The following is a 24,087-nucleotide window of genomic DNA, read 5'->3' as shown; positions in this document are numbered from 1 at the left end:
CGATGGCCGACGTGCTCCCGCATCAGACATCAGGTCAGCGCGCGCTTCGCACCATCGCGGGCTGGGTCGTGGTCGGCCTGTTCTTTTTCCCGATCTATTTCTGGACATCGGTCGCGTTCCGCAACGCGAAAGACATCTTCAACTGGCCGCCGATCATCTTTTCGTTCGAGCCGACGGTGCGCAATTTCGAGCAGGTGTTCGGAATTTCGCTTGGTTTCGGCTTCGGCGGTCAGGAAGCCGTCACTCCCGGCGGCGGCAATTTCTACATGGCGCCGAGGCTGCTCGACTCGATCATCGTCGCGACCTTCTCGACCATCCTGGCGATCGTGGTGGCGACGTTGGCGGCCTACGCGCTGTCGCGCATGAATTTCCGTGGCCGCCATCATTTTGTGAGCTGGGTGCTATCGACGCGGATGATGCCGCCGGTCGCTGTCGCGATCCCGATGTTCTTCATCTTCAAGCAGTTCAGTCTGCTCGACACCTACACCGGCGTGATCCTGATCCATGGTTTGATGAACCTGCCGCTGGCGGTCTTGCTGCTGAAGAGCTTCTTTGACGACATTCCAACCGAGATCGACGAAAGTGCGCTGGTCGACGGCGCGTCGCGCTGGACGATCTTTCGCCGCATCGTGCTGCCGATGGCCAAGGGCGGCATCGCGGCGAGCGCCGTGCTCTGCTTCATCTTCTCCTGGACGGAATTCCTGTTCGTCCTGACCCTCACACAGACAAGCCTGAAGACGGTGCCGGTCGTCTCGTCCACCTTCGTGACGTCGATCGGCACGGCCTGGGGCAACATGGCAGCACTCGGCGCGGCGTCCATCGTGCCAGCCTTTATCGTCATACTTCTCGTCCAGCGCCACCTGGTGCGCGGCCTCACAATGGGGTCGCTCAAGCAGTAGGCAAAGGATGGACAGGTTCTATCGGACTACGGATGGCAATGGTGCCGTCCGCACTTTGGAGGAAGTGAAATGAAAGACAGTATCCGGAAGATGCACCTCGCATCGATTACCGACCGGTTCGTGAAGGGGGAGATGGGACGTCGCGATTTCCTGCGGCTCGCCGGCAAGCTCGGCCTCGGGGCCGGCGCACTTGGCATGGGCATGAACCGCGGCTTGTTCAATTTCGTGCCGTCGGCCGCTGCCCAGGAAGCGCTACAGCCCTCGCCGGAGATCATGAAATGGGTTGCGGATGTCGGCAAGCCGTTCGCCGGCACCACCATCAAGCTCGCCACGGAATCGACTCCGCCGTCGAATGCGCTCAACTCGTTTCTCAAGAAGCATTTCGAGGATGCGAGCGGCATCAAGGTCGAGATCGAGGTCCTGCCGCTGGAGCAGGTCCTGCAAAAGATGACGCTGGACGTCGCCTCGTCGCTCGGTACCTACGATCTCTATTATATCGACCAGAGCTGGGCCGCGTCCTTCAGCCAGGACGTTTTCGACCCGCGCGAGCAGATCCAGGCCAAGCCCGACCTCGCCATGCCGAACTATAATATCGACGATTTCCTCCCGGCGCTCGTGGACGGCATCGCCATGTACGAGAACCGGATGGTTGGCGTCCCTTACGACATCCCGATCTTCATCATGATCTACCGCAAGGATATCTATGAGGAGTTGGGCCTGAAGGTGCCGACCACGATGGAAGAGCTCGCGAACAACTCCAAGGCGATCATGGACGCCAAGGGCCCGAGCATGGCGGGCATCGCCGGGCAGATGAAGTCCGGCCACTACGCGCTCGAATGCGAATGGACCTCGATGCTCTGGGGCCATGGCGGTTCGATCTTCAACGCCGACAAGAAGTTCGTCGGCAATGACGAGCAAGGCCTCGCGGCCATGGAATACTGGACGAACCTCAAGAAGAGCATGCCGGCCGGCGTCGACGGCTGGACATGGGACGGACAGGGCCAGGCAGTGGCGCAGGGCGTCGCGGCGTCGATGCTGTCCTGGGGCGAGTTCTTCCCGTATTTCGACGATCCCACGCAGACCAAGATTTCCGGCCTCTGCGATGTGGCCGTTCCGCCCAAGGCGACCTCGTTGCGCACCAAGGACCAGACTGGCTTCGGCGAAATCCCCGGCGTCGGCCACCAGGGCGGCTCGTCCCTGGCCGTCTCGAAATACTCCAAGAGCCCGGACGCGGCGTGGGTGTTCATGCAGTGGGCGACCTGCGCAGACACGCAAGCGCTCATCACCGCGCTCGGCGGTGGCACGGGTCCGACGCGCGCCAGCGTCTATGACGATCCGCGCGTCAAGGCCAATGCGAAGGTCGGGGCCGGCACGACACGGCATCTGCCCGTCGTTCGTGAGACGATCGCCAACCACATGGGCTCGGAGCCGGATCTGCCGGAATGGGCACAGCTCTCCAGCGACACGATTCCGGTTGCGCTCGGCAAATACTTCGCCGGCAACTACGGCTCGGCAAAGGAAGCCATGGACGACATCGCCACCCAGGTCGATGCCGTGATGAAGGGCTAAGAGACAGATCGCCGGGGCGGTGCGAGCTGCCCCGGTTTCTTCATCAACGCGAGAGTGTATCAATGACTAGAGACAGACCGCTCGTTGCGATCACCGGCGCCAGTTCGGGCATAGGTGAAGCCACGGCGCGCGCGTTTTCAGCGGCCGGCCATCCCGTGCTGCTGATGGCGAGGCGGCTCGACAGGCTCGAGGCGCTCGGTTTGCCCAACGCCGTGCTCGCCAGGGTCGACGTGCGCGACCGGCAGGCGATCGCCGCGGCGGTATCGGACGCCGAAGCAAAGTTCGGACCCGTCGACATGATGTTCGCCAATGCCGGCATAGCGCGTCTCGGCGACATCGCAAGCCAGCCGCCGGAAGAATGGGACGAGATGATCGACATCAACACCAAGGGCGTGATGAACAGCGTCCATGCTGTGATGTCTGGAATGATCGCGCGCAAGCACGGCACGTTGATGATGATGAGCTCGATCGCCGGCCGGAAGGTCTACCCGGACCATACCGTCTATTGCGGCACCAAGTTTTTTGTTCATGCCGTGTCCGAAAGCTTTCGCGAATATCTCGCACCGCACGACGTGCGGGTGATCGTGCTCTCGCCCGGGATCATCGAGACGGAGGTTCTGGACCATGTGAACGATAAGAACACACTTGCCGGCTACCAGGCAAACAAGAAGGCGATCGGAGGCGGTATCTCGGCCGACGTCGTCGCAAAGCTCATTCTCGACGCATACCAAATGCCGCAGAAAGCGATCGTGCAGGAAATCGTCATCACGCCGACACGGCAGAAATACTGACGCCAGGAAATCCGGCGCCCAACGAAAAGAAGAAATGCGGAGGCCAGTTCATGGCGACGGTAGAATATAGGGGCATCGGCAAATCGTTCGGTGCCGTGCAGATCATGCGGGACGTCTCGTTTTCGATCGAGGATCACCAGTTTGTCGTGCTGCTCGGACCTTCAGGCTGTGGCAAGACGACCCTCCTGCGCATGACGGCCGGGCTGGAGTCGGTCAGCGCCGGCGACCTCATGATCGGCGGGAAGCGCGTCAACGACATGCATCCGCGCGAGCGTGACATAGCGATGGTCTTCCAGAACTATGCGCTTTATCCGACGATGAAGGTCTACGAGAACATCGCCTTCAGCCTGGAGGTCGCGAAGCTTCCCCCCGCTGAGGTTAAGGCGAAGGTCGAGCGCGCCGCCGAAATCCTCAATCTCACGCCGTATCTGGGCCGTTACCCCAAGGAGCTTTCGGGCGGACAACGCCAGCGCGTGGCGATGGGCCGCGCCATGGTGCGCGAACCCTCGGTCTTCCTGTTCGACGAGCCGCTATCGAACCTCGACGCCAAGCTGCGCGCGCATATGCGCACCGAGATCCGGCAGCTCCACAACAGGCTGAAGACGACAACCATCTATGTCACCCACGACCAGATCGAAGCCATGACAATGGCGGACAAGGTGGTCGTCATGCGTGCCGGCAAGATCGAGCAGATGGGATCGCCCGACGAGGTCTACGACACGCCGTCGAGCAAGTATGTCGCGGATTTCATCGGCTCGTCAGCCATCAACTTCATGGACGGAACCGTCGTGGCCGCGGACGGCGCGGCGGCCGTCGACACCGTCAATGGCCGCTTGCTTCTGCCCGATTCGACGACAGCCAAACCAGGACAGAAGGTGGTGTGCGGGGTGCGCCCGACAGATGTCGTCGTCTCGGCGGACGGACCGATCCGCACCACGGCAATCCTCGTCGAACGGCTCGGCCACGACGTCCAGCTCTGCACACTTGCGGCGGCTGGCGAATTCTTCGCGATCGTCGACCGGACCTTGCCGTTCCGCGAGGGAGACGAGGTCCGGTTCGACGTGCCTGCTTCGAAGGTTCATGTCTTCGACGCGGCAAGCGAACGACGGCTTTAGGTTAGATCGTCGGTCACCATCGACCCTATTGAGGCGCGCCACGACGTCGCGCGAAGGAGAAGCCGTCATGAAATCAAGATGGTCCGATACGGGCTTTGCAGCGACCGTCGACCGCTACGTCGCGGCTGGCGTGAACCGTGATCTTGCGATCCGCACCTACACCACCCGGCTGCTGGGTTCGGATCCGGAGCTCGTTCTCCATGGTGGCGGCAATACCTCGGTGAAAACGGTTTTCACAGAGCGCGGCGGCTCCCCGGTCGAGGTGCTTTGCGTCAAGGGCAGCGGCTGGGACATGGGAACGATCGAGCCGCAGGGTCTACCCGCCGTCCAGCTTCAGCCGCTCAAGGCGCTGGTGAAGTTCGCGTCGATGAGCGACGAGGAGATGGTGATGATGCAGCGCCGGCTGCTGCTCGATCCGACGGCCCCTAACCCTTCCGTCGAAGCGATCCTGCACGCGATCCTTCCTTTCAAGCATATCGATCACACCCATGCCAATGCGATCGTGTCGCTGACGAACCAGCCCAACGGCGAGGATCTGATCCGCGAATTGTTTCCCAAGGCCATTGTCGTCCCCTACGTCATGCCGGGTTTCGACCTCGCCAAGGCCTGCGACGCCGCATTCCGTGCCGATCCGGAGGCCAACGGGATGATCCTGCTCAAGCATGGCATCTTTACGTGGTCGGACGATGCCCGCACCTCCTACGAGGATATGATCGCCAAGATCGACCGGGCCGAACGCCGCCTTGCGAAGGGCAATCCCAAGCCGTTCACGGTGGTGAATCCGCCTTCCAACCTGGCGACCGCGGCAGCGATCGCGCCCATATTGCGTGGCGCGATCGCTATCGGTACTGGGATCGAGGGCATGCCGAAGCGTTTCGTGCTTGAACACCGGTCCAACCCGAAGATCCTCGACTTTTGCAATGCATCAAACCTGGCGAGTCTCGTTTCGCGCGGCAACGCGACGCCCGAGCATGTCATCCACATCAAGCGGCTCGGGGTGGCCCTGCCTGCTCCCGTGGCGGACGATTTCGACGCGTGGGCAGGATCGGTGCGCGATGCCGTCGCCGCCTACGTATCCGACTACAAAGCCTATTTCGAGCGCAACAATACCCGCTGCGGTGGGATCAAGACCATGCTTGACCCCATGCCGCGTGTCTTCTACGTCCCCGGCGTCGGCATCTTTGCCGCCGGTCCGACCAGCAAGGCCGCGGCGGTGTGCGGCGATGTCGTCGAGGCCACGATCGACGTCATCACAAAGGCCGAGGGCATCGATGCCTTCGAAGCCCTTCCAGAGGCCGACCTGTTCGACATTGAATATTGGTCGCTGGAACAAGCCAAGCTCGCCAAGAACGTCGAGAAGCCGCTGACCAGGCAGGTCGTGGTGGTGACCGGTGCCGCGGGCGGCCTCGGGCTCGCCATCGCCAAGGCTCTGCGCGCCGAAGGCGCTGAGATCGCCATGCTCGACATTGACGCAGAATCTGTGGCGACGCAGGCGGCTCGCCTGGGCGGCTTCGGGAGGGTCTGCGACGTGACTGATCCGCAATCGGTCCAGGCGGCGATCGACGCCGTGAGCGCGCGTTTCGGCGGCGTCGACATCGTGATCTCGAATGCCGGTGCGGCCTTCCAGGGTAAGCTCGTCGACGTATCGGACGCGCTCTTCGAGAAAGCCTTCGCGCTCAATTTCTGGGGCCATCACTATATCGCCCGCGCGGCCGTCAAGGTGATGCGCGCCCAGGCGACGGGCGGTGCGCTGGTTTTCAACGTGTCGAAGCAGGCGGTCAATCCAGGCCCGGACTTCGGGCCGTACGGAACGTCGAAAGCGGCGCTGATGTCGCTGATGCGCCAGTACGCGATCGAACACGGCGCGGATGGCATCACCTCCAACGCGGTCAACGCCGACCGCATCCGCACGGGCCTGATGACGCATGCCATGGTCGAGGAGCGCAGCCGCGCCCGCGGCATGTCGGCGGAAGCATATATGCGCGGGAACCTCGTCGCGCGCGAGGTGACGGGCAGCGACGTTGCGGCAGCCTTCGTCCATCTGGCCAAGGCGCGGGCGACCTCGGGTGCCGTGTTGACAGTCGACGGCGGCAATGTCGCCGCGATGATGCGCTGACAGACACGAAGGGAGATCCAGACATGGCGCGCATCCTCATCCTCGGCGCGGGCGTGATGGGCAGCGCGCTTGCGGTGCCGGCGGCCGACAACGGCCACGAGGTGCTGCTTGTCGGCACACATCTCGACAGTGCGGCCATTGCGGCGATGCGGCGGCCGGGCGGCGTCCACCCCAAGCTCGACGCGCCGCTGCCCGCAGGCGTCAGACCGATCGACTTCGGTGCGTTGCGCCCCACACATTTCGCGGAAGCGGAATTTGTCGTCATCGGCGTCAGCAGCCCTGGCATCGCATGGGCGGTCAAGCAGCTCAACGAAATGCTTCAGACGCCGAAGCCGATCGCCTTCGTGACTAAGGGTCTGGTCCGTGATGACGGGAAGCTTTCCACCTACGCGCAAGCGGTGCCGCCCGCGGTCGGACTCATGCAGCACTTCATCGGCATCGGCGGCCCGTGCATCGCGCGTGAGTTGGCGAACCGCCTTCCCACGGCGAGCGTCTATGCCTGCGCCGACGAGAAAATTGCCACGGGTTTTGCCCGACTGATGCAAACCAGCTACTACCGCTTGTCGACTACCGATGATGCAGCCGGCGTCGAAGGCTGCGCCGCGTTGAAGAATTTCTTCGCCATTGGCGTCAGCGCGATGCAGACGCGCTTCACCGATGTGCAGCGTGGCGGCGCCACCAGGAATCCCACCGCAGGTGCCTTCAACCAGGCGGCGCGCGAAATGGCCTTATTGTGCGAGCGGCTTGGCGGGCGGCGAGACACCGCCTTCGACCTTGCCGGGATCGGCGACCTGCACGTCACAGTGGGCGGCGGCCGCAACAGCCGCCTCGGCCACGCCTTGGGACAGGGGCGAACGGTGAGCGCGGCGATGGCGGCGGAACTCACCGGAGAGACGGTTGAAGGGATTGACACGGCGCGAGCGCTATCGGCCTGGATTCCGGCTGCCTCGACCGGCAACGCAACACAACGCCAGGGTTTCCCGCTCACGTCCGCCATCATCGATGCCTTACTCGACGACGCGCCATTCCAATTCGACTTACTTTAAGTCTTACACACTCAGAATGCCCAACGCATAAGACTTTTCGAAGCGAGATGCGACCGCTACTAACTAAAGGTATCGCCCTCTTCAATCCAAATTGGTCCGAAAGCGCTATTAGCGCACAGGCCAGATCCCGCCGCTTCAGCGTCACGAGGAACAGGAACCGCAATGCCGAGACCGCGCCATTGATTGTCGCAGGGCCGACGCCGCTCTCATGCTGATGCAACTGGAATCGACGGATGTCCGCAGCCGTCGCAGTATCGGGCGAGCGGCCAAGGAACGCAGCGAAGCGCCGGACGTGACGAACGTAGTCCTGCTGGGTATGGGAGCCCAGGCCACGCATGAGCATGTCGTGCTGCATGCTCTGGCGAAGCGGAGAGATTGGTGCATCCGGTCGACAGGGTAGCCATGGCGAGTTCCTCTCGTTGAAGGGAACTCCATGGTCAGGTCGACGCCTCTACCCGCTCAAGTCAAATGCCTGTCGCGCCATCACAGGCCGAGGCGCCCCACCCGCGGAGCGGGTTCGTGCATGAGGCGCATTGCGGACATCAGGTGCGATGCGACGTTCACGTAACTGACTTGTGGTCAATCGGTGATAGTTGCGCGAGTGTCTGGCAAAGCCATGCGATGAGACCGACCGAGCCAAATCGATTGGCTGGCGAGCCGCTCCTCTACGGGGCCAGCCGAACACAATACACTCGGTCCTTCGGCGCCGAGTTGCGGATCTTGATTTGGGTTTGCAGGCCGTCTCTATCGTGCTGAAGCAGCCGCGCGTCACGGAGCTCCTTCAGCAGGTTACTAGAGTCGGCGCCAAAGGCTTTCTCGAAAGCGTCCTTCCGAAAAAGCACCCAATTACCTCCCCATTTCGAGCATCGAAAACCTGGGCAGGTGTTGAGCTCCGTTATCGTCATATCAACTGGCCCCCCGGCGAGATCGACTATCCCACCGCTATTCGCTTTGACGTAATTCCGGATCCGATCTATCGCAGAGCTGACCACATGGCTCGGTTGATAGGCGGCACGGTCGCCGTTGGTCGATTCACGGTGAATCGCGAGTATCCCCGGGCCAATAGAATCAAGGGGCAAAATTTTCCACCGCACAGCCAGTGAAGCCGCTGCATAAACAAGCGCGAACTTATCGGCAACGCGGCTCGCTTCCCCGTTGTTGGGATCAACGCCCGCCCTCCGGTTGAAGTCATCCATCCGGCGCTTAATACGCGTCTCAAGCAGGTCGGGGCGGGACTGAGACAACTGCTGCAGACGAGCCAAAAAGGCATTTCCCGCCCATCCGTAGTGCGTCATCGCCAACGACTGCAATTGGTCGATTGCCTTAGCGGAATCCGCGCAGCCCGCAGGGAGACTATCGAAGCAACCGAATTCTCGGTCCACTGTCACGGTGCTCATGCGGACCCCGACCGCCTGCGCCCGTTCCGCAGCCGTCCGCGCCAGGAGATCGCGGATCGGTTGATTGGAGGTGCTGAGGAAAATGAACCGACTACTCCGCGGCACGCCGGCACCAAGACGAGCTTTGTCCGCTCCCTCGGCAAGCTTGAATACCGCTTTCTCAACCTCGTCAATCGGGACATTTTTGGCACCCAACGCGTGGTTAAGTTCATCCAGCACCAGGATGGCGTCACAGGAGGCGCTCATGGGCTCCTCCAGAGCGTTTAGGGTGGTTTGCCAACTCCTCCACCAATCTTTCTTCGATCCGAAGATGGCAACGCTCACCTTTGCCAGTGTGCTTTTGCCTCGACTGCTGGGGCCAACCAACTCGAAGCCCGGGTTGTCCATTATACGAGTTGCGAAGGGCAAGAGCATCGAAGCAAATGCGCAACCAAGCGCAAAAATCGCCAGCGGCTGATCGCTACAAAGTCGCCGAACTTCAGTCTTCCAGTCTAGAAAACTACCAGCCGTGGACCATTGCCGAACAGATGCCGGAAGCGCGCCGACGACCGGTTTGAGCTCCAACTTGTCGGGGATGTCTTGTTCTCCCCTAACGTAAGCGTGCCCGTGCCAGCCGGTTCGGTCGACCGCATACACTTGCTCCACATTGGTTGAGTTTTGAATCTGGCTCACGATGGCATGACGAGTTGAGGCGGCCGCAATGATCAACCCTCTCTTGTAGAGATCGGCCCAAAAATGCTTTTGATCGGTGATGAGCTTTTCGAGTGGCGCATAAGCAGTCCGTCCACCGAGCCAAACTCTTACCCACTTATTTCCGTTTTGATCGACGGCGACCTCGGCTTTGACGGGTGGGTGGACAAAGCGCGATGGCTTCGGTCGAGGGCGGGAAATGGTGCGACGACTTTTGTGTGACTGCGTACGGCTCATTTTGCTAAACCTCATTGGTACGATGCTGAAATCACTGCTGAGCCACTGAAATTATGGTCGAAATCGAATAGCGAACTCACAACACTGGTCAGCCCCGACGTAGCTTTGGTGGCGGCTCGGCGGGAAACCCGGGAAACCCGGGAAACCTGCGAGAACGCAAGCGTACTCATCCCGCTTTTGCACACCCTCATTTTTGGCCCGCAACGATTTTGCCGCCGACTACCTTGCATCTGTACATCCAGGTCAGATCGGCAAACGATTGCTGGTCGATCCATAAGAGCCAATCGACCAATCTGTCTGGTGGGATGCGAAATCGACCAGGGATGCGACGGCCGTCCTCGGAACGCGCCTTCCGAGGCCAGAAGGGCTGCATCACATAGTAGGGGACCGACCATTCCAGGCTGACTGGAATGAGCCTGAGAATGGGTTTCGCAACGTCTCCTGACTTATAAGAAGCGCATTCCCGGACGGCTTCGATCGTCAGATGCGCATCACCGACCGCCAGAATATGAAGGTGAGGTTGGAAAAGGTCGGTATCTTCGTCGTAGTCCCCGTGAACCGAAACCACGAGCCAACCGGAGCGTGTTGCTAGGCCGCGCCGATTAAGCTGCGCCCGAAACAACTCAAGCAGTTTCTTCGGATCAAACTGAGCCAGATCTGGGCCGGGAACCACCCAATCGGCTGACACCACAGTGTAGAGAAAGATGGACCCCGGAGTTTGTGTTTGCAGCGAATCGATCAAGCTACCGCAAAAGACCCGCCGAAAGTGACGGGTCGCACGCATCGAAGCAAACGTGTCAGGGAGATCTCCGGCGCGCACCGGCGGTTTCAACTTCTGAACGATCTCTGCGGCTCCAGTCTTGCGCGGGTCCGCCGGGTCTTTGCTTACGCGTTCTAACAGCCGTTTGCGGTAGGCATCTTCCAATCGCGCCTTTGTACGGGTCTCGAAGCCGTTCTTGTGGCCATTAGAGTCATTAGGCCGCAAATCGCGCAGATCGGTTGCCGGTATGCGCAACCTACCTGCGATTCCAGTCTTCTGCGTCGTCATCCGCATGATCCGAGACCTTTGGCGCCGCGCACAGCAAGGTCGAACAAGGGTCCAAGCCCGCGCCGGGGGTTTAAGGCTGGACGAACAGCACGGGCTGCGTCTGCGTCACTAGATTTTGCGTAGGGTTTAGGTTGAGTCATCGGCTGCTCCGTTTTTGAAGAGCAGATGCGATGGCATGTACCCATCCACACGCGCTCCGTTAGGGCGAGTTGATGAGCAAAATACCGCGTAGGCGGCGGGATCGTTATCCACTGGTCCGGCGAGCGAAACGCCGTCTCGGAGCTCGACGGCTCAAGCCGTTCTTACCCCCGGATATGGGGAGGGCTTGGCCGCCTTGCAAGGCCCCGCTGACCGGAGTTTACGCCTGGTGGCGACGCCAGCCCCACCAACCGCAACATCAGGCGCAGCGTGTGGCGGATGCGGGGAACGGGTGCCCTGCCTCATCGGCGGCGCGACGAGCGAAGTCGCGCAGGCTGACCGGCGGGGCGGTCGAGACCTGCCATGGCCTGCCCAGCTGTCGGTCGGCTGCCCCAGCGTGATGAGCGCGCGGGCGAAGCGCAAGGAGGGTAGACAGCACTCGCGGGTAAACCACGGGACGATAATTTCGAGAGGGAGCGGTAGTCGTAGCGCCGCTGATCGATCAACCCGCCCCACAGATTTCCGAAATGGCGTCAAAACTGACTGCCGGTATATTCGCGGCAAGACCCCTTGCCCGCAAGGACGCATCGGCCCCCGCATAGCCGATTTCAAGCAGGGTACGCAGCTCGTGTGCCTTGAACACGTTGAGCCGGGTTCTCATTGACGCCGCCGCGGTTGATTTTTCCGCGGGAATGGAGAGCGCATCGAGAAGCCCGTACGAGTTGGTCGCAGCGTCGATGCTCCAGTAAGCAACGTTCCGTTGCCCATGATTGGCCATCCCGAACAATATGCGCCGCCGCGAATTTTCGGCCTGCTGCTGGATCAGGCTGAGGGTGCGGAACATCTGGCCTATCCACCGGCCTGTCGGCCGTCCGACTTCAGGAAGCGTGCGACCGGCGTTGCTGACAAGGATCGTGCGGCAGCGCTTCCATACCCGTTCCAGGCTGAGATTGTCGTAGATGCCGCCATCGGCGAGAACCGCCATTTCGGTGAAAGGCGGACGGTGAAGATCTGCGCCTTCCGTTTGCCGGACGACCTGATCCTCGAAGCTTATGCGGACAGGAGAGAGAAAGGGCGGAAAGGCGGACGATGCGGCCACAACCCTCGCCAGCGACAAAGCCGGGCGGTCTATCATGCCCACCCGGAAATCAGCCGCGTAGGCTTTGCCGAACCGCCACCCGCTGCCGGTCTGCAAATTGGTGGCCATAAAGGTTAAGCGCGGGAAGTCCGTGATGTCCTGCAATCCCGCACCGTGAAACAGGTGCCGGTCGTAGGCCGCGACGATGCTGTCTGCGGCCGTAAGCCCCGGGACAAGTCCGGTTAGAATTGCCCTTACATCGATGCCGATCCCGGCGAATTTCAACAGAGGCCGGGCAACCAGATCGCCGAGATTTGTTGCCGTCGCGCCGCCGTCAAACTTGAGCTGTGGCCATGCCAGCGCCAGTACGCCAGCCGTGATCGAGCCGCCGGATACGCTGGCAATCTCTCCGAGACGCGGCAGGAAGCCCAGCTCATTCAACCTGATAAGAGCGCCGACATGGTAAATCATCGCGCGGTAGCCGCCCCCTGAAAGGCACAGTCCGACCGTGTCTTCGAGTTTGCGCGCCTGCACGAAATCCTTCGTGTGGGCATTGGCCGCGAACAGGCTTTGAATATCAGCAGACAACGTGTGCGGTTTCATGCGGCGCTCTCCTGCGCCTGGGGCGGCGACGAAAGCTGCCGACCCCCGAGCATGAGTGTGACTGCGCCGTCGTCCCCGGCGATGGCCATTAGCGCCGGCAGCCCTTCGCTTTCGAGTTCGTCGGTCAGCCAGCACAATTGTTGCAAGTCGATCGTGCTCGGCCGTGTCGTCGAACCAACAGGATGAGAATGCCATTCGCCGACGTAGCGGACCTGATGCAATGAGGCTTCTGCAGCGACAGACACCGCTGCCTGCAGGCCTGCAACCCCGCGCTCGAAGCGCGCGACGCTCCCCTCGCTGTCTGCCGGCTGCGGGAGAGCGCGCGCAATATGGATAGAACGGCGGCTGGCGTCCGAAATTCCAAGGAGGACGCCGCCTGTTTCATGGGGAAGATTGCGCGCCCGCAGTTCGACGAGCTCCTGCTGAACGTGCTGATCGTAAGTCACTGTCCAGCCGCCCAGCAGAATCCGGGTCACAGGTGCGGCTGCAGCTTCGTGCAGCCGCACTTCACCATTTTCGCTGACGCTCCAGACACGCACGGAGGCGTGCTCGTCCTTGAGCGCACCGGTGATGCCGCGCGTCGCGATCGCGCTGAGCAGAGCCGCCTGTGACGCCGAAATGCGATTGGTCACTGCGCGGCATGAACCGCTGTACCGCATACCCGCAGCGCGGATTTGCAAGTGATCGGCGAGCCCCGGTTCCATCTGAATCATACGGTGGTACTGGCCTTCAAGGTCACGCAGGGTGACCGCGCGGCCGATGCCTTCCGCAAGGAGGACAACGGCGGTACCCGCCGGATTGAAGAAAGTTGACAGCCGCCGTGAAAGCGTGATGAACTTCCTCGGTGAGGCCAGCCTCGCGGCACGCACGTTTGAAGGTGTGACGAAACGAATGAAATGTTTTCGATGGGCTGTCGACCGCGTGTTCACCTAAGTAGCGACCAAACCATTTCGACCACAATTTGGCTTTCGGCCCGATCGGCGAAGTAAACTCTGCCCAAAGCGGATCGTCAGCCTTTGCCTTCTTCGCTCGTGCAGCGACATAGTCGAGTAAACCAGCGGCGATGAGGTCGCGATGGATCGGCACTGACCGAGCCGAGCTCGTAGTCTTCAGGTTCTGATCATCGCCGTCGTCATTGAAGTCGATGAAAGCAATGCCGGCGCCACCGGTCCGAATGTCACCGAGCCTGAGCTGCGCAATCTCAGATCGCCGCGCGCCAGCGTAAAGTGCAATGACCGGGAACCAAAAAGCGGCTTCGCCTTTGCCGCCGAGTTGACGCTTCCCTTCGACGAAGACCGGTGAAGCAAATAGCTTGTTCAACTCACCGACGCTGAATGGCTCGTAATGGCCCTTTTCCATCGTTGATACATCGAAGGTTACATAGAACGGATTGGACCACCCCGAGGCGGCATCGAAGTGTCCGTCCTTCTCCGCCTTGGTCAGAACGCCGGCGAGAAGATTCAAGCTCTTGTTGATGGTCTGAGCGTCCCTTGGCTCGTAGGCGCTGAGATCATTCTTCAGCAATTCGGGCAACCGCATCTTCGCCAGCTTGTGTGGCAGTCGCTTCGGCACGCGAGCGAGCGCGTCGCGAAATTCACGAGTGTGCGTTTTGGTGATCTTGCCGACGTCGAGGTCACCATGCAGCTCGACGAACCTCTGCACGGCCCGCGTCGCTTCGTTGATCGACTCCTGACGTGGCTTCCGAGCCGACCGACTGTTCGACTGTGACCAGTTCGCTAGAGCGGTCGTTAGTGGCTGAGCTTTCGTCGTGGGGAGGTCAGGGGATGCGATCTCCTCTCCGTTTAGCCTTGCGGTAATAGCTTGCACGGCCTTCCTCTGGGCCTTGATGAACGCTAGCTCAAGCTGCCGCCAGGCGGGATCATCCGGGTGGAGGACTATCCCGGCGTCCTCGACCGACTTGTTGATGATCCCGTGGATCGCTTCACTGCCGCGCATTTTTGCAACTTCATCACGCGACAACTTGTCGAGCGAGGATACGATTGCCCGATACGCCGCAATGTCACCGTCAGTCATCCCGGCTCCATCTGGCGAAAAGGCACCGGTGTCGAGGTCGAGTCCAAGACCCTTCCTGCGCAATGCCTCGTCGTTTCTCATCAGCCTCGCGGTGTGAGCAGCCGCGAGCGCATCGATCGTGGCTGGCGCGATCTCTGCTGGCGGCCCGTCGGTAATTGATTTCCTGGCAAGATCGACGAGACGGTGAGCTTCTTCGATCAAAGGAAGGGCGGCTCGTTCGGCTGTTCGCTGATCGTTGGTTCGCAACGATTTGACCAGCTCGTTCTTAAACCGGCCAGACCTGCGGTTCACGCACCATTCGATTTCTTCCGGCCAAGGCATCGGGAACGGCCGGCCGGCTATGTCGTCAGGCAGAGCGAACCGGAATTCGAATCGGTTCGCGCGAAGTTGGAGGTACTTCATGCGCGCCATTTTACACCCCGAATGTAGCACGCGAAAGTAGCACGCATGCGGATCAGATAGCAGTAAAATCAACGCCTTAAGCGATTTCAAGCACTTGCTTGAAGAGTGGCGCGCCCGAAGAGATTCGAACTCCTGACCCCCAGATTCGTAGTCTGGGACAGCTTTCGTGCGGGTTTGTGCGAGGACATTCCGTAACTCTCCAAAACCCTTGCATTTTGGGCGTTCTCTGATTTGCTTTGCGTGCGGCAATGTGCGAGAGAACGCGCTAAAGCGCAACTGTTTTGTGCCCCCGATGTGCCCCCGGAGAAATTGCCCCCGATGGCGAAACTGACAAACGACCTCGTCAAGAACGCAATGCCCGCGGCTGGCAAGCGGCTGGAACTGCGCGACGACGTCGAGGCCGGGCTGATTTTCCGGGTGACTGAAAAGGGGGTTCGCTCGTGGTCCGTTCGCTACCGCAATGCGGCCGGCGAGCACCGTCGGAAGAACCTTGGCGCATTCCCCTCTGTCGGCCTCGCCAGGGCACGGGAAGAGGCGCGGAAGGCCAAGGGGGCGGTAGCGGCCAAGGTCGACGTCGTGGCCGTGGAGAAGGCCACCAAGGCAGAGGAGCGCCGTAAGCATCTCCACAAGCTGTCTGGGCTGGCCGATGCCTATTTCCTAGCCGCGGCAGATGGGACGCATAAGGGCGGCCCAAAGGCGGCGCCGAAGCGCGCAACCACGATCGCCGAGGAGAAGCGGATATTCGAAAAGCTGGTCAAGCCCAAGTTCGGCGACAGCGCTGTGGCGAACATTACCAGGATCGAGATCCGGGACTTTGTCGCGAAGCAAGCCAAGGCCGCGAAGTCGAATGGTCGGCATTGCCGCAACATCATCAGGCAATTGATGAGCTTCGCAGTGCGGGAAGGCGTCATCGACTACAACCCGGCGCACGACATCGCTGTGGCCATGCCGTCGGTCGGAACGACGGTGATCAAGGACGATGACCTGAAAGCCTTCTGGCGGGCTTGCCAGCGGCCGCAGGACGTCGAAGGCCTCGCCATGTCGGTGTTGATGGGTATCGCGCTTAGAATGGCCGCTGTGACCCTGCAGCGCGGCGGCGAAGTGGTCGGGATGCGCTGGGCGGAGGTAGACCGTGCCGCCAAAACCTGGCTCATTCCAGCCGAGCGCATGAAGGGGAAGAAACCGCATATGGTGCCGCTCAGCACCGCCGCCCTCGCGCTGCTCGACGAGGCTCAGGCCGCGGTCGAGGGCAATGGCAGCGACTATGTGTTTCCGTCGCCTCGATCGGAAGACGACCAGCCCTTGGACAGGCGGGCGTTCTCGCGCGCCATGAAGCGCCTTGTCGAGGCGGTGAAGATGGGCGCGGCCACCCCTCACGATTTGCGGCGCACTGGCGCCACGCTGCTCACCAGCGAGCGAATCGGCTTTCCCCGTTTCATCGTCTCGCAGATCATAGCCCATGCCGGCGATACGGGCGGCGCGGCGGCAGTCACCGGCAAGCACTACGATCACAACGACTATCTGCCTGAGAAACGCCGCGCGCTCGAGGCATGGGCGTTGCTCCTTGAGGAGATCGTCAGCGGGATGAAACGGGCCGAAAATCGCGCAGGAAAAAGCCCGCCACCGTGAGGCAGCGGGCCAAATTCCCCACCGGCGGCTCCTATTGAATGCAAGAGCCCGGCGGATAGTGCTCAGGGTCGTAGCTGGTCGACGAGACGAGCATGAAGCGTTGGTCAGAGCGGACAGGGATCATGCCGAAGTCGTTGCGGTAAGCGTGGTGGAACGGCATGACGATCATATCGTTGCTTGGCTCTGTCGCTGCTGAGAGCGGGTCGAGTGCGGCCTTTGTGTGGGCGTTCATGATGCACCTCCCATGGCCTTGATGTCGTCGACAAGGCTTTTGAGGATCTGCAGCTCGCTGGCCTCCTCATCGGTGTTCCAGAGGCGCCGTACCTTCACCTTCGCGCGCAGGCCCTCGAGGCTTTTCGCTTGGGTCTTCATGACACGATCGAACGCGCGGGCCACCGCCGCGGCCTTCTTGGCCTCCATCTTTTCCGCCTTGCGAACGCGGGCTGCGAGACCGTCGAGCGCCTCCTCGAGTTCCGCTGTCCTCGCGGTAGCTTGTCGTCGCCGATCGTCCGCGTCTCTGAATTCGGCGACGCGGCGCAACAGCTTGGCGTCACCGGTCATGACACACTGCCTTCCGCTGACCTTGCCAAGCCGTTCCGTTGATGACGAACCTCACCGGGTTTGTCGGGCCCGACATGAGACAGGACGAGGATCATCCCGTCCTTGACGTTGTCGGTATCCATGATCCGCAGCGGTGCGTTGGGCCACTTTTCCCAGAAGGCCGCCTTGATCTCCTCGATAGCGGCGGCGATCCGTTCGTCAGGCGTCGCAGGCGCGGCGGGCGCATCTCCAAAGGTTGGAAACATACTCGGCGATGCCGCAATGGCAAACGCTGCTGTAGCGCTTCCTATGGCCGGCACAGATGCGATTGCGCCAAGGATGGCGCGGCGGGAAAACCGCCCGATGATGGTAGGGTTGGCAGCGGGCATAGCTTCGCCGGCTGCCGGAACATGGGTGTTCGGCATTGGTATTCTCCCGATATTGTGCTATGTGCACCTTTATGGTGACAGATGCACTATACAGGAACATTCCATGGTGACAAGCGCACAAGTTCGGGCGGCTCGGGGGCTGCTGAATTGGACAGTCCGAGACCTTGCTGAGAAGTCCGGCGTGCACAGGAACACTGTGACCAGGATCGAGACTGAGGCTACCGCGCTTGGCCATTCAATGGCTGCGGTTCAAGCGGCTTTCGAATCGGCCGGTGTCGAGTTCATCCCCGAGAATGGCGGCGGCGCCGGGGTGAGGCTTGCCAAGCGAAATCCATGAGCAAGACGCGCGCCCAGCAGAAGAAGAATAAGAAGCGAGCAACCCCGCTCCCAACCGAAACGGCGATCAAGCGCCTGGGCGCGATGGTCGATCTGATTGAGCGTGAGCTGCGAACCGCAATTCAACTGGAAACGTCGCTTGAAACCGCCAACGACATCGTCAAAGCGGAACTGCACGGGCACCCATTTTATGGGGCCGAGTGTTACGACACGGTCAAGCTCGCGACGCAGCTCTATATGGCGATCGTACTTGCGAAGATGTTCGAAGATCCTCGTCCTCGACCAGGAGAATCGCCGGCGAAGAAGGCCAACCGGAGCGATGTTGCGTCTATTCCTCTGATGTTGCGGCTCCTCGGCCAGAAACGATGCATCAAGCGGCTGGTGTCCGCGGCCGGGTCGTGGATGCCATTTCGCAGCAGTGCAGATCAATCAAACGCGAGGGTGGCGAAGCAGAGCGCCGAAGCGGCGATTCTACGATATCGGGAGCTTCGGCGCTCGCTCGAGGGTGACCGCGCGCTCACAAAATTGTCAGCCTTTCGAAATGAATGGCTAGCCCACCTTCTCTTGACGCAATCCGAGAAGAACATTCCAAAATATGATCACCTTTTTCTGCTGGTCGATGCCGCACGCGATATCGTTGGCCATGCGAAGCTTGCGATCAAAGGCAACAATCTCGACCTCCGCGACTGGGAAACAGAGCGTTCGCGTATCTCCAAGGCTTTTTGGAATCCCGCTCTTCTCGCAGCGCGTGATTGGGAGAGAAGCGAAGTTGACCACTAGGCGTCAGGTCATTTACGGGTGGGTTCGTGCTGCTCTTGATCGGGCGCGACTACGAAAGCCTCGTCGACGAGAAGCCCTGACAGCCTCTCTCCGAAAGACAGGCGGTTGTTGCCCCTTCTGGGAGCCCGCTTGCGTTTACGCTCAACTGGCCCGATGCTGCCCTCGGGGATTAGAGGGAGGGGGTCATGCGAGTTTTTGCTGCCGTTGTCGCCGTCATTGCAACAACATCTATCGCGTCTGCTGATGCCGATACTATGGTCGGCATCAAGGCCGCCTGCACGGCAGACTGGCCTGGCGATTATTCGATGCAAGAATTTTGCATCAACAACCAAGTTCAATCGTACAATCACCTTGTGCAAATCCATGCAAGCAACCAGAACGACGAAGAAAAGGGGATGCTGATAAAGTGCTTAGGTGACTGGAAAACAGCTACCGGGTCGGATTGGACTATGGTGGAATTTTGCTACAAAAATCAGCATGAGGCCTACGAACGCCTCGGTAATTGAGGGGGAGCGGCAAAGGTTGCGAACATGATCAAAGGTGACCTTTGAAAAAGCTCGGACAGGTCCTTTTCGCTGCCTGCGCGTTTTTCGGAGCGATATTTGTGGTGGTCTGGTTGACGGGAGGGCCACGGCATCAGCGTCCAATAACGGGCGAGACGTGCGTCGATGTCATCAACCGCATTTACACTAAGGGACGATCATATCGGCCGACGCCGGCCGAGCAGTTGGATCTCGACGCATGCGGTAATCCCTGAAAAATGCTGACGTTTGCCTGCCTTGCGCAGGGCAAAGCTTGCGCGATACCGGAAGACAACCAACATCGGAGTGAATGATCTTGAACGATGGCATCTATTCGATCGCAGCGACGGCTGAAAGCGGCGCATCTATCCTGCTACTGAAAATTGAAAATGGCACAATCTGCGGCAACGACACGTCGGGCGCCCGATACCGTGGAACGATTTCCGAGCAAGGGGACGGCAATCTTCGCGTGTCGCTCGAGGTGACGTTTCCGACCGGCTCGTTCGGGATTTGGGGCACGTCGCCTGGCGAGACCTTCCAGACGCGGAGGTTTGATGCTGACGTTCCGGGAACCTTTTTCAATGAGCGCGTGCCATTCACCTTGCCCGGTTATGACATGACGCTCACAGCGGTTCGCGTTCCAGATGACGTCGGGTTTCTGGCCGATGACGACGGGCTCGACCAATACATCGATGCGCTTTCAGACGTTCAAAGGGCGTGGGCTGCACACGACGCCGCCTGATGGCCGTTCGGCGTGAAGCGACACCCATGGCCCTCAAATTGAGGCCCGCGCCTCTGTGGGGAGAGCGCGGGCCGATCGGAGGCCCGATCTTCGGCAGGCGATGGAGGGCACCACCTACCGCACGCATCAACATTTAGCGACATCTAATGTTCCGTCAATCGCTACCTGCGATCGAACGTCGGCTTCCAGTCTCGGTTCCGGCGCTCCTGGTCGCCAGCGTAGTCAGGAATGAATGTGAAGAACACCGGCCGACGGTCGCGGCTGGCCGCCTTGCATCTGGAGCAGCCGAAGACACCGACCAGATCCCAATGCATCGAACCATGATCCGGGCCGAGCTTGTCAATCAGCGCCTGGACGTCGAGCTTCGTCGATTTGCAGCACATGGGATGCCCGCAGTTGACGTAGAGCGTTTCACGGGCGGCAAGGGTGTCGGCGAGGGTCTTTTGGGGCATGGCGATCTCCGTTAAGGGGTCGCCGCAACAGGAGGATTATATTTCCTCTTTTCAGCGGCGCCGGCAAGGGCCGCTTGTGGATATCAAGCTGCACCTATTCGGCCCCCCGTGTTCTGGCGCTTGTGCCGGCGTGTCGCGGCGCTTGGACAGTGAAACCGCCGTCCCCGACTATCAAGTAGAAGCCGTCGCAGGGAAGCCCGCCGTCGCGCGTTTTCCTTGACCGCTGTCCTACGCCGCCGCGGCGTGTCGCGCGTCCTGACGCCCGCCTGTGGCCAGCGCCATGCACTGCGAAGCCATGTGCCGGGAAAGCCCATCCTGCTTGTCGAGCCATGGCCCGAAATGACCGTGAGGCAGTGAGGCCTTGTGGTGGAGCAGCCAGCGGCCGATGGCGAGCTTCTGACCGTCGGACAGATGCCCGCGGGGGATGGCGCGTGTTGCGGCCGGCGCCGGATCATGCAGCGGCGTGACATTGCTCGGCGACATAAGCGTCAAGTAGGCGCGGTGCACCTGTTGCTGCTTGTCGGCAGGGAGCTTGTTGAACTGCCTGACGGTCATCCCGCAACCGATCGCCAGCACAGCGGTATGGCGATCATCCCCACGAAGGCGCTTCAGCCGCTGGCCTTGCCACTGGTTCGGCAACCGATAGGTGCCTACGCCCTCGATCTCGATCTCGGTCATGCTGCCACCTTCTCGAACAGCGACGTTCCGGCAAGCATCGGGTACAGCATCGCCACCATGTTGTTTGCCGTGCTGCCTGGCATCGCCCTGGCCATTCGCCGTACGTGGCCAAGGTCGATCCGATCCAAGGCCTCGAACAAGCCCGAGCCGATCGGCATGACCTCGATCCGAACCAGATACGAAACCGCCTGCAGCGTGGCGGCATGAAGCTCGAGCCCGTTGCCTGTCGAGTTGATGAGCTTCAGCACCAGGGCGAGATGCGATTCCCCGTACCGGCGCCCTATGTCGCGGACCGCGGGTTTGCAGTAGCAGTGACCAGGCTTACGGCCGGTCGAGCGATTATCGGCGCTGTCGTGCAGGGTGACGCCGCATGTGCGGGCAATGGCGTGGATATCGCAGGGATGACGATCTGTCCGTGCCAGCATGCCGCGCCTCGCTTGGGAGAACGTGGCGGATATTGCATAAGTCGCGGCTTATAAGCAAGGCCGACACTCTCGCCCACCGAGATACGGAAATAATATCCGGGTATATCTGGTGTGGCTTCAAACATTCGCTTTTCAGGCCCGGGACCGACGGCAACTCACAACAACAACGGCTATCCCTTGCGGAAATAATCACTTTGGGAGATGCTGATTTAGGGCCTTGGGAGGGCTGGGGGATGAAAACAAAGGTATTCATGGCACTTGGTGCCGTGGCAGTGCTTTGCGGCTGCCAAACAAGCAATCAAGCCGACTACATGCAAATAGGCTACGGGCCTAGTTTCGACGTCGCCCATGCTCAATGCGAAATGCGGAAAAGTTCTGCAGATCAAGGTTATCTGGCCATCGGATCGCCTGCCTTTGTGGCTGGAGCAGGTATTGGCAATGCTCTTGGCAACTTAGCTGCCGAAGACCAATACATGAAGAACTGTCTCATTCTGAGCGGTTGGAAGCGTGCGCCGCGCGGCCAGGGAGCCGCAGCAGTGGCGGCCGTTGCTGCCGGGGCGCCGCCGACCCCCTACGGCGTAGCACGCGCGCCCGGCAGTTGGATAAACACAGCCATGCTGAACTGGTCGGACGCCAACAAAGGATGCATCGCGGGCAACAAGGCCTCCTGCGCAACTCGAGCAAAGCTCGGTTACCAGCTCAGAGCCGCTGGAATGACTCCGGCGCCCATCTGATGGTGATGGTCGGGCTGGTGACACGAATGCGGTTGCTTTCATTTGTGCTGCTGGCCGGCGCCTGCACTTTGGCAGGCTGCGCGGACTACATGGGCCACCGCGATTCCGTCACCCTCGGCGTCGGCGACGCGATGCTGGCAAATCAGGCGCTCCAGGCGGTCGATTCTTTCCCCCCGGATGCACACAACACTAGGATCGAGGGCAGCGGGCGACGCGTTCAAGGAGCCATGGAACGCTATACAGGCGCTGCGATCGGACGCGGTAACAGCTCGCCGGCGGGTGGCGCGAACAACAATCCCTGTGACTTCCCGGATGACACTGCTGCCGATGGCTCGCGATGTGGCGGCCGATCGTCAAGCGAGAAGGCTGGCGGCGAAGAGCCTGTGCCCTGATGGGAAGTTTGGCGCGAAATCTGTTTGTGCCGGTCATGGCGTTCGTTGGCGCCGGTGCCGGCACATATGTCGCGAGCGAGGGTCTGCCGGCTATGACGCTGCCGAACGCCCTCAATCCCGCCTGCAACATCAAGGGCAATGTCAGCATCAACACCGGCGCCCTCATTTACCACATGCCGGGCGACAAGTTCTATTCGGCAACCATCATCCGGCCTGAGTACGGGGAAAGGTGGTTCTGCTCCGAGTATGAGGCGCAGGCTGCCGGATGGAGACGCGCCCGGCGCTGACGCTTGTTCCTCACGATCTCAGGAACGCCGCAGACTGGGCGTCTATGGCTCGCTCCAAATCCATCACGTCAGTTGCCACGTAGCGAACCGTCAGAACAAAATGACATTCTGGCTGCGGCGCTTCTTGAACGACGACGTCGGCGGCACGAGAATATCGTAGCGCGAAAACTTCGTGACCGAGACCGTCCCCGCGGCCATCAGAACGTCGTATCGCGACAGCTTTGTGATCGTTTCGGCAGTATCACTGCCCGCCAGCATCACATCGTAGTGCGCGAGTTTCGAGACATCGACCGACGACCGATCCGACAGCGTGGTCTTGAAGGCAGCCGCGATCATCACATGCCTTGATGATGCGGCCTGCGTTGCACGCAGTTCCCCGGTGGCTCCCGCAGTGGCTTTGGTGGCGTAGCCGACAGCGATGGCTGTATCACCTCCGGTGAGCGTCACTGAATCATGCAGTTCCGTCCATACGCCCTCGATGCCTGGGTCCTGATCTGTGACGCCTGACCCCACAGTCGGGTCCGTCACTGCCCGAAAATTGACGCTGCCCCCCGCTGCGGCACCGGCCACCATGGCGACGATGAGTTCCTCATCCTCGGTCGTGGTCACGGTGGCCGTTGCAGCCGTGACCGAGTTCGCCGCCAGCGTTGCGCCGCTGGACACATCGAGCGGGCTGGTGGCCTTCTGCCCCCGGAAGACGGCAAGCACGCCACGAGCAACGTCGCCACCAGTTCTTGTAAACGTGAGGCTGGGCGCGGGTGACGTCCATTTAATCCATGCCATCAACCCAGAGGCGATGGCAGATGCAGTCACGGCGGTCGTGTTGCCACTTGATTGTTGATTAATAGCGTTCCAACCGGCAGGGAGTGTAAAAGCAACACTGTCGCGATACGCTATGCAGGCTATAACGAGGTCATCCACTGCTGGGGTCACGCCTGTCGTGACGAGGACGAGGTTCCCAGATGCAACTTCCGCCGCGCTTGAAACACCTACGTTTAGGATGACGGGTATGGTCATAT

27 protein-coding genes are annotated in these 24,087 nt (G+C 60.8%); 14 read left to right on the top strand and 13 right to left on the bottom strand.

Annotated elements, in window-relative coordinates; genetic code table 11:
- The first annotated feature begins 2 nt into the window (after positions 1 to 2).
- From X728_RS145490 to X728_RS145515, 6 genes are all read left to right on the top strand, one after another.
- Positions 3 to 899: a carbohydrate ABC transporter permease gene (locus X728_RS145490; RefSeq protein ID WP_023832295.1), complete on the top strand. Its 897-nt coding sequence runs from the start codon at positions 3 to 5 to the stop codon at positions 897 to 899.
- A 69-nt stretch (positions 900 to 968) separates the two neighbouring features.
- A complete protein-coding gene (locus X728_RS145495) occupies positions 969 to 2,468 on the top strand; it encodes an extracellular solute-binding protein (protein WP_023832294.1) in 1,500 nt (499 codons plus the stop codon).
- A 62-nt stretch (positions 2,469 to 2,530) separates the two neighbouring features.
- Positions 2,531 to 3,259, top strand: coding sequence for an SDR family oxidoreductase (locus tag X728_RS145500; RefSeq protein ID WP_023832293.1), 729 nt, complete (start codon positions 2,531 to 2,533; stop codon positions 3,257 to 3,259).
- A 50-nt stretch (positions 3,260 to 3,309) separates the two neighbouring features.
- Entirely contained in the window at positions 3,310 to 4,374 is a 1,065-nt protein-coding gene (locus X728_RS145505; protein WP_023832292.1) for an ABC transporter ATP-binding protein, read from the top strand.
- Between the two features lie 67 nt (positions 4,375 to 4,441).
- The gene (locus X728_RS145510) at positions 4,442 to 6,490 is read left to right on the top strand and encodes a bifunctional aldolase/short-chain dehydrogenase (protein ID WP_023832291.1); all 2,049 of its coding nucleotides are present in this window, start codon (positions 4,442 to 4,444) and stop codon (positions 6,488 to 6,490) included.
- Between the two features lie 23 nt (positions 6,491 to 6,513).
- Positions 6,514 to 7,536 carry an NAD-dependent glycerol-3-phosphate dehydrogenase gene (locus X728_RS145515; protein WP_023832290.1) on the top strand — a complete coding sequence of 341 codons (1,023 nt, stop codon included), beginning with the start codon at positions 6,514 to 6,516 and terminating at the stop codon, positions 7,534 to 7,536.
- On the opposite strand, the gene X728_RS1000000171710 is transcribed toward X728_RS145515, so the two are convergent.
- The 6 genes from X728_RS1000000171710 to X728_RS1000000167905 form a co-directional block, all read right to left on the bottom strand.
- Complete coding sequence (locus tag X728_RS1000000171710) at positions 7,487 to 7,891, bottom strand: phage integrase N-terminal SAM-like domain-containing protein (RefSeq protein ID WP_081732448.1); 405 nt, start codon at positions 7,889 to 7,891, stop codon at positions 7,487 to 7,489. The two genes, X728_RS145515 and X728_RS1000000171710, sit on opposite strands and share 50 nt — an antisense overlap.
- A gap of 310 nt (positions 7,892 to 8,201) precedes the next feature.
- Entirely contained in the window at positions 8,202 to 9,860 is a 1,659-nt protein-coding gene (locus tag X728_RS145525) for a DUF927 domain-containing protein (RefSeq protein WP_196815094.1), read from the bottom strand.
- 187 nt (positions 9,861 to 10,047) lie between these two features.
- Positions 10,048 to 10,908, bottom strand: coding sequence for a hypothetical protein (locus tag X728_RS145530; protein WP_023832287.1), 861 nt, complete (start codon positions 10,906 to 10,908; stop codon positions 10,048 to 10,050).
- A 640-nt stretch (positions 10,909 to 11,548) separates the two neighbouring features.
- On the bottom strand, positions 11,549 to 12,727 hold the full coding sequence (locus X728_RS08740) for a patatin-like phospholipase family protein (protein ID WP_050589939.1): 1,179 nt from the start codon (positions 12,725 to 12,727) through the stop codon (positions 11,549 to 11,551).
- Positions 12,724 to 13,440 carry a Mov34/MPN/PAD-1 family protein gene (locus X728_RS145535; protein ID WP_081732447.1) on the bottom strand — a complete coding sequence of 239 codons (717 nt, stop codon included), beginning with the start codon at positions 13,438 to 13,440 and terminating at the stop codon, positions 12,724 to 12,726. Before X728_RS145535 ends, X728_RS08740 begins: the two co-directional genes overlap by 4 nt.
- A gap of 22 nt (positions 13,441 to 13,462) precedes the next feature.
- Positions 13,463 to 15,172, bottom strand: a complete 1,710-nt coding sequence (locus X728_RS1000000167905; protein ID WP_023832284.1) for a site-specific integrase — start codon at positions 15,170 to 15,172, stop codon at positions 13,463 to 13,465.
- A 309-nt stretch (positions 15,173 to 15,481) separates the two neighbouring features.
- Here X728_RS1000000167905 and X728_RS145540 point away from each other — a divergent pair, with 309 nt between their 5' ends.
- Positions 15,482 to 16,792 (top strand): site-specific integrase, encoded by a 1,311-nt coding sequence (locus X728_RS145540; RefSeq protein WP_023832283.1) that lies wholly within the window; start codon positions 15,482 to 15,484, stop codon positions 16,790 to 16,792.
- Positions 16,793 to 16,823: 31 nt separating this feature from the next.
- Here the strand turns inward: X728_RS145540 and X728_RS145545 are convergent, their stop codons facing one another.
- Genes X728_RS145545 through X728_RS1000000170445 form a run of 3 tightly spaced genes read right to left on the bottom strand, consistent with a single transcriptional unit; the run spans position 16,824 to position 17,757 of the window.
- Complete coding sequence (locus X728_RS145545) at positions 16,824 to 17,024, bottom strand: hypothetical protein (RefSeq protein ID WP_023832282.1); 201 nt, start codon at positions 17,022 to 17,024, stop codon at positions 16,824 to 16,826.
- A complete protein-coding gene (locus X728_RS145550; protein WP_023832281.1) occupies positions 17,021 to 17,353 on the bottom strand; it encodes a hypothetical protein in 333 nt (110 codons plus the stop codon). The genes X728_RS145545 and X728_RS145550 overlap by 4 nt, the downstream gene beginning before the upstream one ends.
- Complete coding sequence (locus tag X728_RS1000000170445; protein ID WP_155924007.1) at positions 17,350 to 17,757, bottom strand: hypothetical protein; 408 nt, start codon at positions 17,755 to 17,757, stop codon at positions 17,350 to 17,352. Before X728_RS1000000170445 ends, X728_RS145550 begins: the two co-directional genes overlap by 4 nt.
- 67 nt (positions 17,758 to 17,824) lie before the next feature.
- Here X728_RS1000000170445 and X728_RS145555 point away from each other — a divergent pair, with 67 nt between their 5' ends.
- The 4 genes from X728_RS145555 (at position 17,825) to X728_RS145565 (ending at position 20,100) form a co-directional block, all read left to right on the top strand.
- Positions 17,825 to 18,058 (top strand): helix-turn-helix transcriptional regulator, encoded by a 234-nt coding sequence (locus X728_RS145555; RefSeq protein WP_023832279.1) that lies wholly within the window; start codon positions 17,825 to 17,827, stop codon positions 18,056 to 18,058.
- Positions 18,055 to 18,837: a hypothetical protein gene (locus tag X728_RS145560; RefSeq protein ID WP_023832278.1), complete on the top strand. Its 783-nt coding sequence runs from the start codon at positions 18,055 to 18,057 to the stop codon at positions 18,835 to 18,837. The genes X728_RS145555 and X728_RS145560 overlap by 4 nt, the downstream gene beginning before the upstream one ends.
- Positions 18,838 to 19,022: 185 nt before the next feature.
- Positions 19,023 to 19,343, top strand: coding sequence for a hypothetical protein (locus X728_RS0135605; RefSeq protein ID WP_031195705.1), 321 nt, complete (start codon positions 19,023 to 19,025; stop codon positions 19,341 to 19,343).
- A gap of 331 nt (positions 19,344 to 19,674) precedes the next feature.
- Positions 19,675 to 20,100, top strand: coding sequence for a hypothetical protein (locus X728_RS145565; protein ID WP_155924006.1), 426 nt, complete (start codon positions 19,675 to 19,677; stop codon positions 20,098 to 20,100).
- A gap of 161 nt (positions 20,101 to 20,261) precedes the next feature.
- On the opposite strand, the gene X728_RS145570 is transcribed toward X728_RS145565, so the two are convergent.
- The 3 genes from X728_RS145570 to X728_RS1000000170440 form a co-directional block, all read right to left on the bottom strand.
- Positions 20,262 to 20,552 (bottom strand): hypothetical protein, encoded by a 291-nt coding sequence (locus tag X728_RS145570; RefSeq protein ID WP_023832275.1) that lies wholly within the window; start codon positions 20,550 to 20,552, stop codon positions 20,262 to 20,264.
- A gap of 228 nt (positions 20,553 to 20,780) precedes the next feature.
- Positions 20,781 to 21,230 (bottom strand): hypothetical protein, encoded by a 450-nt coding sequence (locus X728_RS145575; protein ID WP_023832274.1) that lies wholly within the window; start codon positions 21,228 to 21,230, stop codon positions 20,781 to 20,783.
- A complete protein-coding gene (locus X728_RS1000000170440; RefSeq protein ID WP_155924005.1) occupies positions 21,227 to 21,655 on the bottom strand; it encodes a hypothetical protein in 429 nt (142 codons plus the stop codon). The genes X728_RS145575 and X728_RS1000000170440 overlap by 4 nt, the downstream gene beginning before the upstream one ends.
- 233 nt (positions 21,656 to 21,888) lie before the next feature.
- Between X728_RS1000000170440 and X728_RS145585 the strand changes: the two genes are divergently transcribed.
- Genes X728_RS145585 through X728_RS145595 form a run of 3 tightly spaced genes read left to right on the top strand, consistent with a single transcriptional unit; the run spans position 21,889 to position 23,068 of the window.
- A complete protein-coding gene (locus X728_RS145585; RefSeq protein ID WP_023832272.1) occupies positions 21,889 to 22,389 on the top strand; it encodes a hypothetical protein in 501 nt (166 codons plus the stop codon).
- Positions 22,389 to 22,781 carry a hypothetical protein gene (locus tag X728_RS145590; RefSeq protein ID WP_050589938.1) on the top strand — a complete coding sequence of 131 codons (393 nt, stop codon included), beginning with the start codon at positions 22,389 to 22,391 and terminating at the stop codon, positions 22,779 to 22,781. Before X728_RS145585 ends, X728_RS145590 begins: the two co-directional genes overlap by 1 nt.
- Positions 22,782 to 22,789: 8 nt before the next feature.
- Positions 22,790 to 23,068: a hypothetical protein gene (locus X728_RS145595; protein ID WP_245266176.1), complete on the top strand. Its 279-nt coding sequence runs from the start codon at positions 22,790 to 22,792 to the stop codon at positions 23,066 to 23,068.
- A gap of 90 nt (positions 23,069 to 23,158) precedes the next feature.
- Here the strand turns inward: X728_RS145595 and X728_RS145600 are convergent, their stop codons facing one another.
- Entirely contained in the window at positions 23,159 to 24,085 is a 927-nt protein-coding gene (locus tag X728_RS145600) for a hypothetical protein (protein ID WP_155924004.1), read from the bottom strand.
- Positions 24,086 to 24,087 lie beyond the last annotated feature (2 nt).

The sequence above is a fragment of the Mesorhizobium sp. L103C119B0 genome, from assembly GCF_000502235.1.
Classification (GTDB): domain Bacteria; phylum Pseudomonadota; class Alphaproteobacteria; order Rhizobiales; family Rhizobiaceae; genus Mesorhizobium.
Note: the sequence above shows the minus strand (reverse complement) of the source record. Positions and strands in the feature narration are given on the sequence as shown.

Bases quoted from the DNA above. Each gene is read 5' to 3' on its own strand.
- X728_RS145490 (WP_023832295.1), top strand. From the start codon at position 3: ATGGCCGACGTGCTCCCGCATCAGACATCAGGTCAGCGCGCGCTTCGC.
- X728_RS145495 (WP_023832294.1), top strand. From the start codon at position 969: ATGAAAGACAGTATCCGGAAGATGCACCTCGCATCGATTACCGACCGG.
- X728_RS145500 (WP_023832293.1), top strand. From the start codon at position 2,531: ATGACTAGAGACAGACCGCTCGTTGCGATCACCGGCGCCAGTTCGGGC.
- X728_RS145505 (WP_023832292.1), top strand. From the start codon at position 3,310: ATGGCGACGGTAGAATATAGGGGCATCGGCAAATCGTTCGGTGCCGTG.
- X728_RS145510 (WP_023832291.1), top strand. From the start codon at position 4,442: ATGAAATCAAGATGGTCCGATACGGGCTTTGCAGCGACCGTCGACCGC.
- X728_RS145515 (WP_023832290.1), top strand. From the start codon at position 6,514: ATGGCGCGCATCCTCATCCTCGGCGCGGGCGTGATGGGCAGCGCGCTT.
- X728_RS1000000171710 (WP_081732448.1), bottom strand. From the start codon at position 7,891: ATGCAGCACGACATGCTCATGCGTGGCCTGGGCTCCCATACCCAGCAG.
- X728_RS145525 (WP_196815094.1), bottom strand. From the start codon at position 9,860: ATGAGCCGTACGCAGTCACACAAAAGTCGTCGCACCATTTCCCGCCCT.
- X728_RS145530 (WP_023832287.1), bottom strand. From the start codon at position 10,908: ATGACGACGCAGAAGACTGGAATCGCAGGTAGGTTGCGCATACCGGCA.
- X728_RS08740 (WP_050589939.1), bottom strand. From the start codon at position 12,727: ATGAAACCGCACACGTTGTCTGCTGATATTCAAAGCCTGTTCGCGGCC.
- X728_RS145535 (WP_081732447.1), bottom strand. From the start codon at position 13,440: ATGATTCAGATGGAACCGGGGCTCGCCGATCACTTGCAAATCCGCGCT.
- X728_RS1000000167905 (WP_023832284.1), bottom strand. From the start codon at position 15,172: ATGGCGCGCATGAAGTACCTCCAACTTCGCGCGAACCGATTCGAATTC.
- X728_RS145540 (WP_023832283.1), top strand. From the start codon at position 15,482: ATGGCGAAACTGACAAACGACCTCGTCAAGAACGCAATGCCCGCGGCT.
- X728_RS145545 (WP_023832282.1), bottom strand. From the start codon at position 17,024: ATGAACGCCCACACAAAGGCCGCACTCGACCCGCTCTCAGCAGCGACA.
- X728_RS145550 (WP_023832281.1), bottom strand. From the start codon at position 17,353: ATGACCGGTGACGCCAAGCTGTTGCGCCGCGTCGCCGAATTCAGAGAC.
- X728_RS1000000170445 (WP_155924007.1), bottom strand. From the start codon at position 17,757: ATGCCGAACACCCATGTTCCGGCAGCCGGCGAAGCTATGCCCGCTGCC.
- X728_RS145555 (WP_023832279.1), top strand. From the start codon at position 17,825: ATGGTGACAAGCGCACAAGTTCGGGCGGCTCGGGGGCTGCTGAATTGG.
- X728_RS145560 (WP_023832278.1), top strand. From the start codon at position 18,055: ATGAGCAAGACGCGCGCCCAGCAGAAGAAGAATAAGAAGCGAGCAACC.
- X728_RS0135605 (WP_031195705.1), top strand. From the start codon at position 19,023: ATGCGAGTTTTTGCTGCCGTTGTCGCCGTCATTGCAACAACATCTATC.
- X728_RS145570 (WP_023832275.1), bottom strand. From the start codon at position 20,552: ATGCCCCAAAAGACCCTCGCCGACACCCTTGCCGCCCGTGAAACGCTC.
- X728_RS145575 (WP_023832274.1), bottom strand. From the start codon at position 21,230: ATGACCGAGATCGAGATCGAGGGCGTAGGCACCTATCGGTTGCCGAAC.
- X728_RS1000000170440 (WP_155924005.1), bottom strand. From the start codon at position 21,655: ATGCTGGCACGGACAGATCGTCATCCCTGCGATATCCACGCCATTGCC.
- X728_RS145585 (WP_023832272.1), top strand. From the start codon at position 21,889: ATGAAAACAAAGGTATTCATGGCACTTGGTGCCGTGGCAGTGCTTTGC.
- X728_RS145590 (WP_050589938.1), top strand. From the start codon at position 22,389: ATGGTGATGGTCGGGCTGGTGACACGAATGCGGTTGCTTTCATTTGTG.
- X728_RS145600 (WP_155924004.1), bottom strand. From the start codon at position 24,085: ATGACCATACCCGTCATCCTAAACGTAGGTGTTTCAAGCGCGGCGGAA.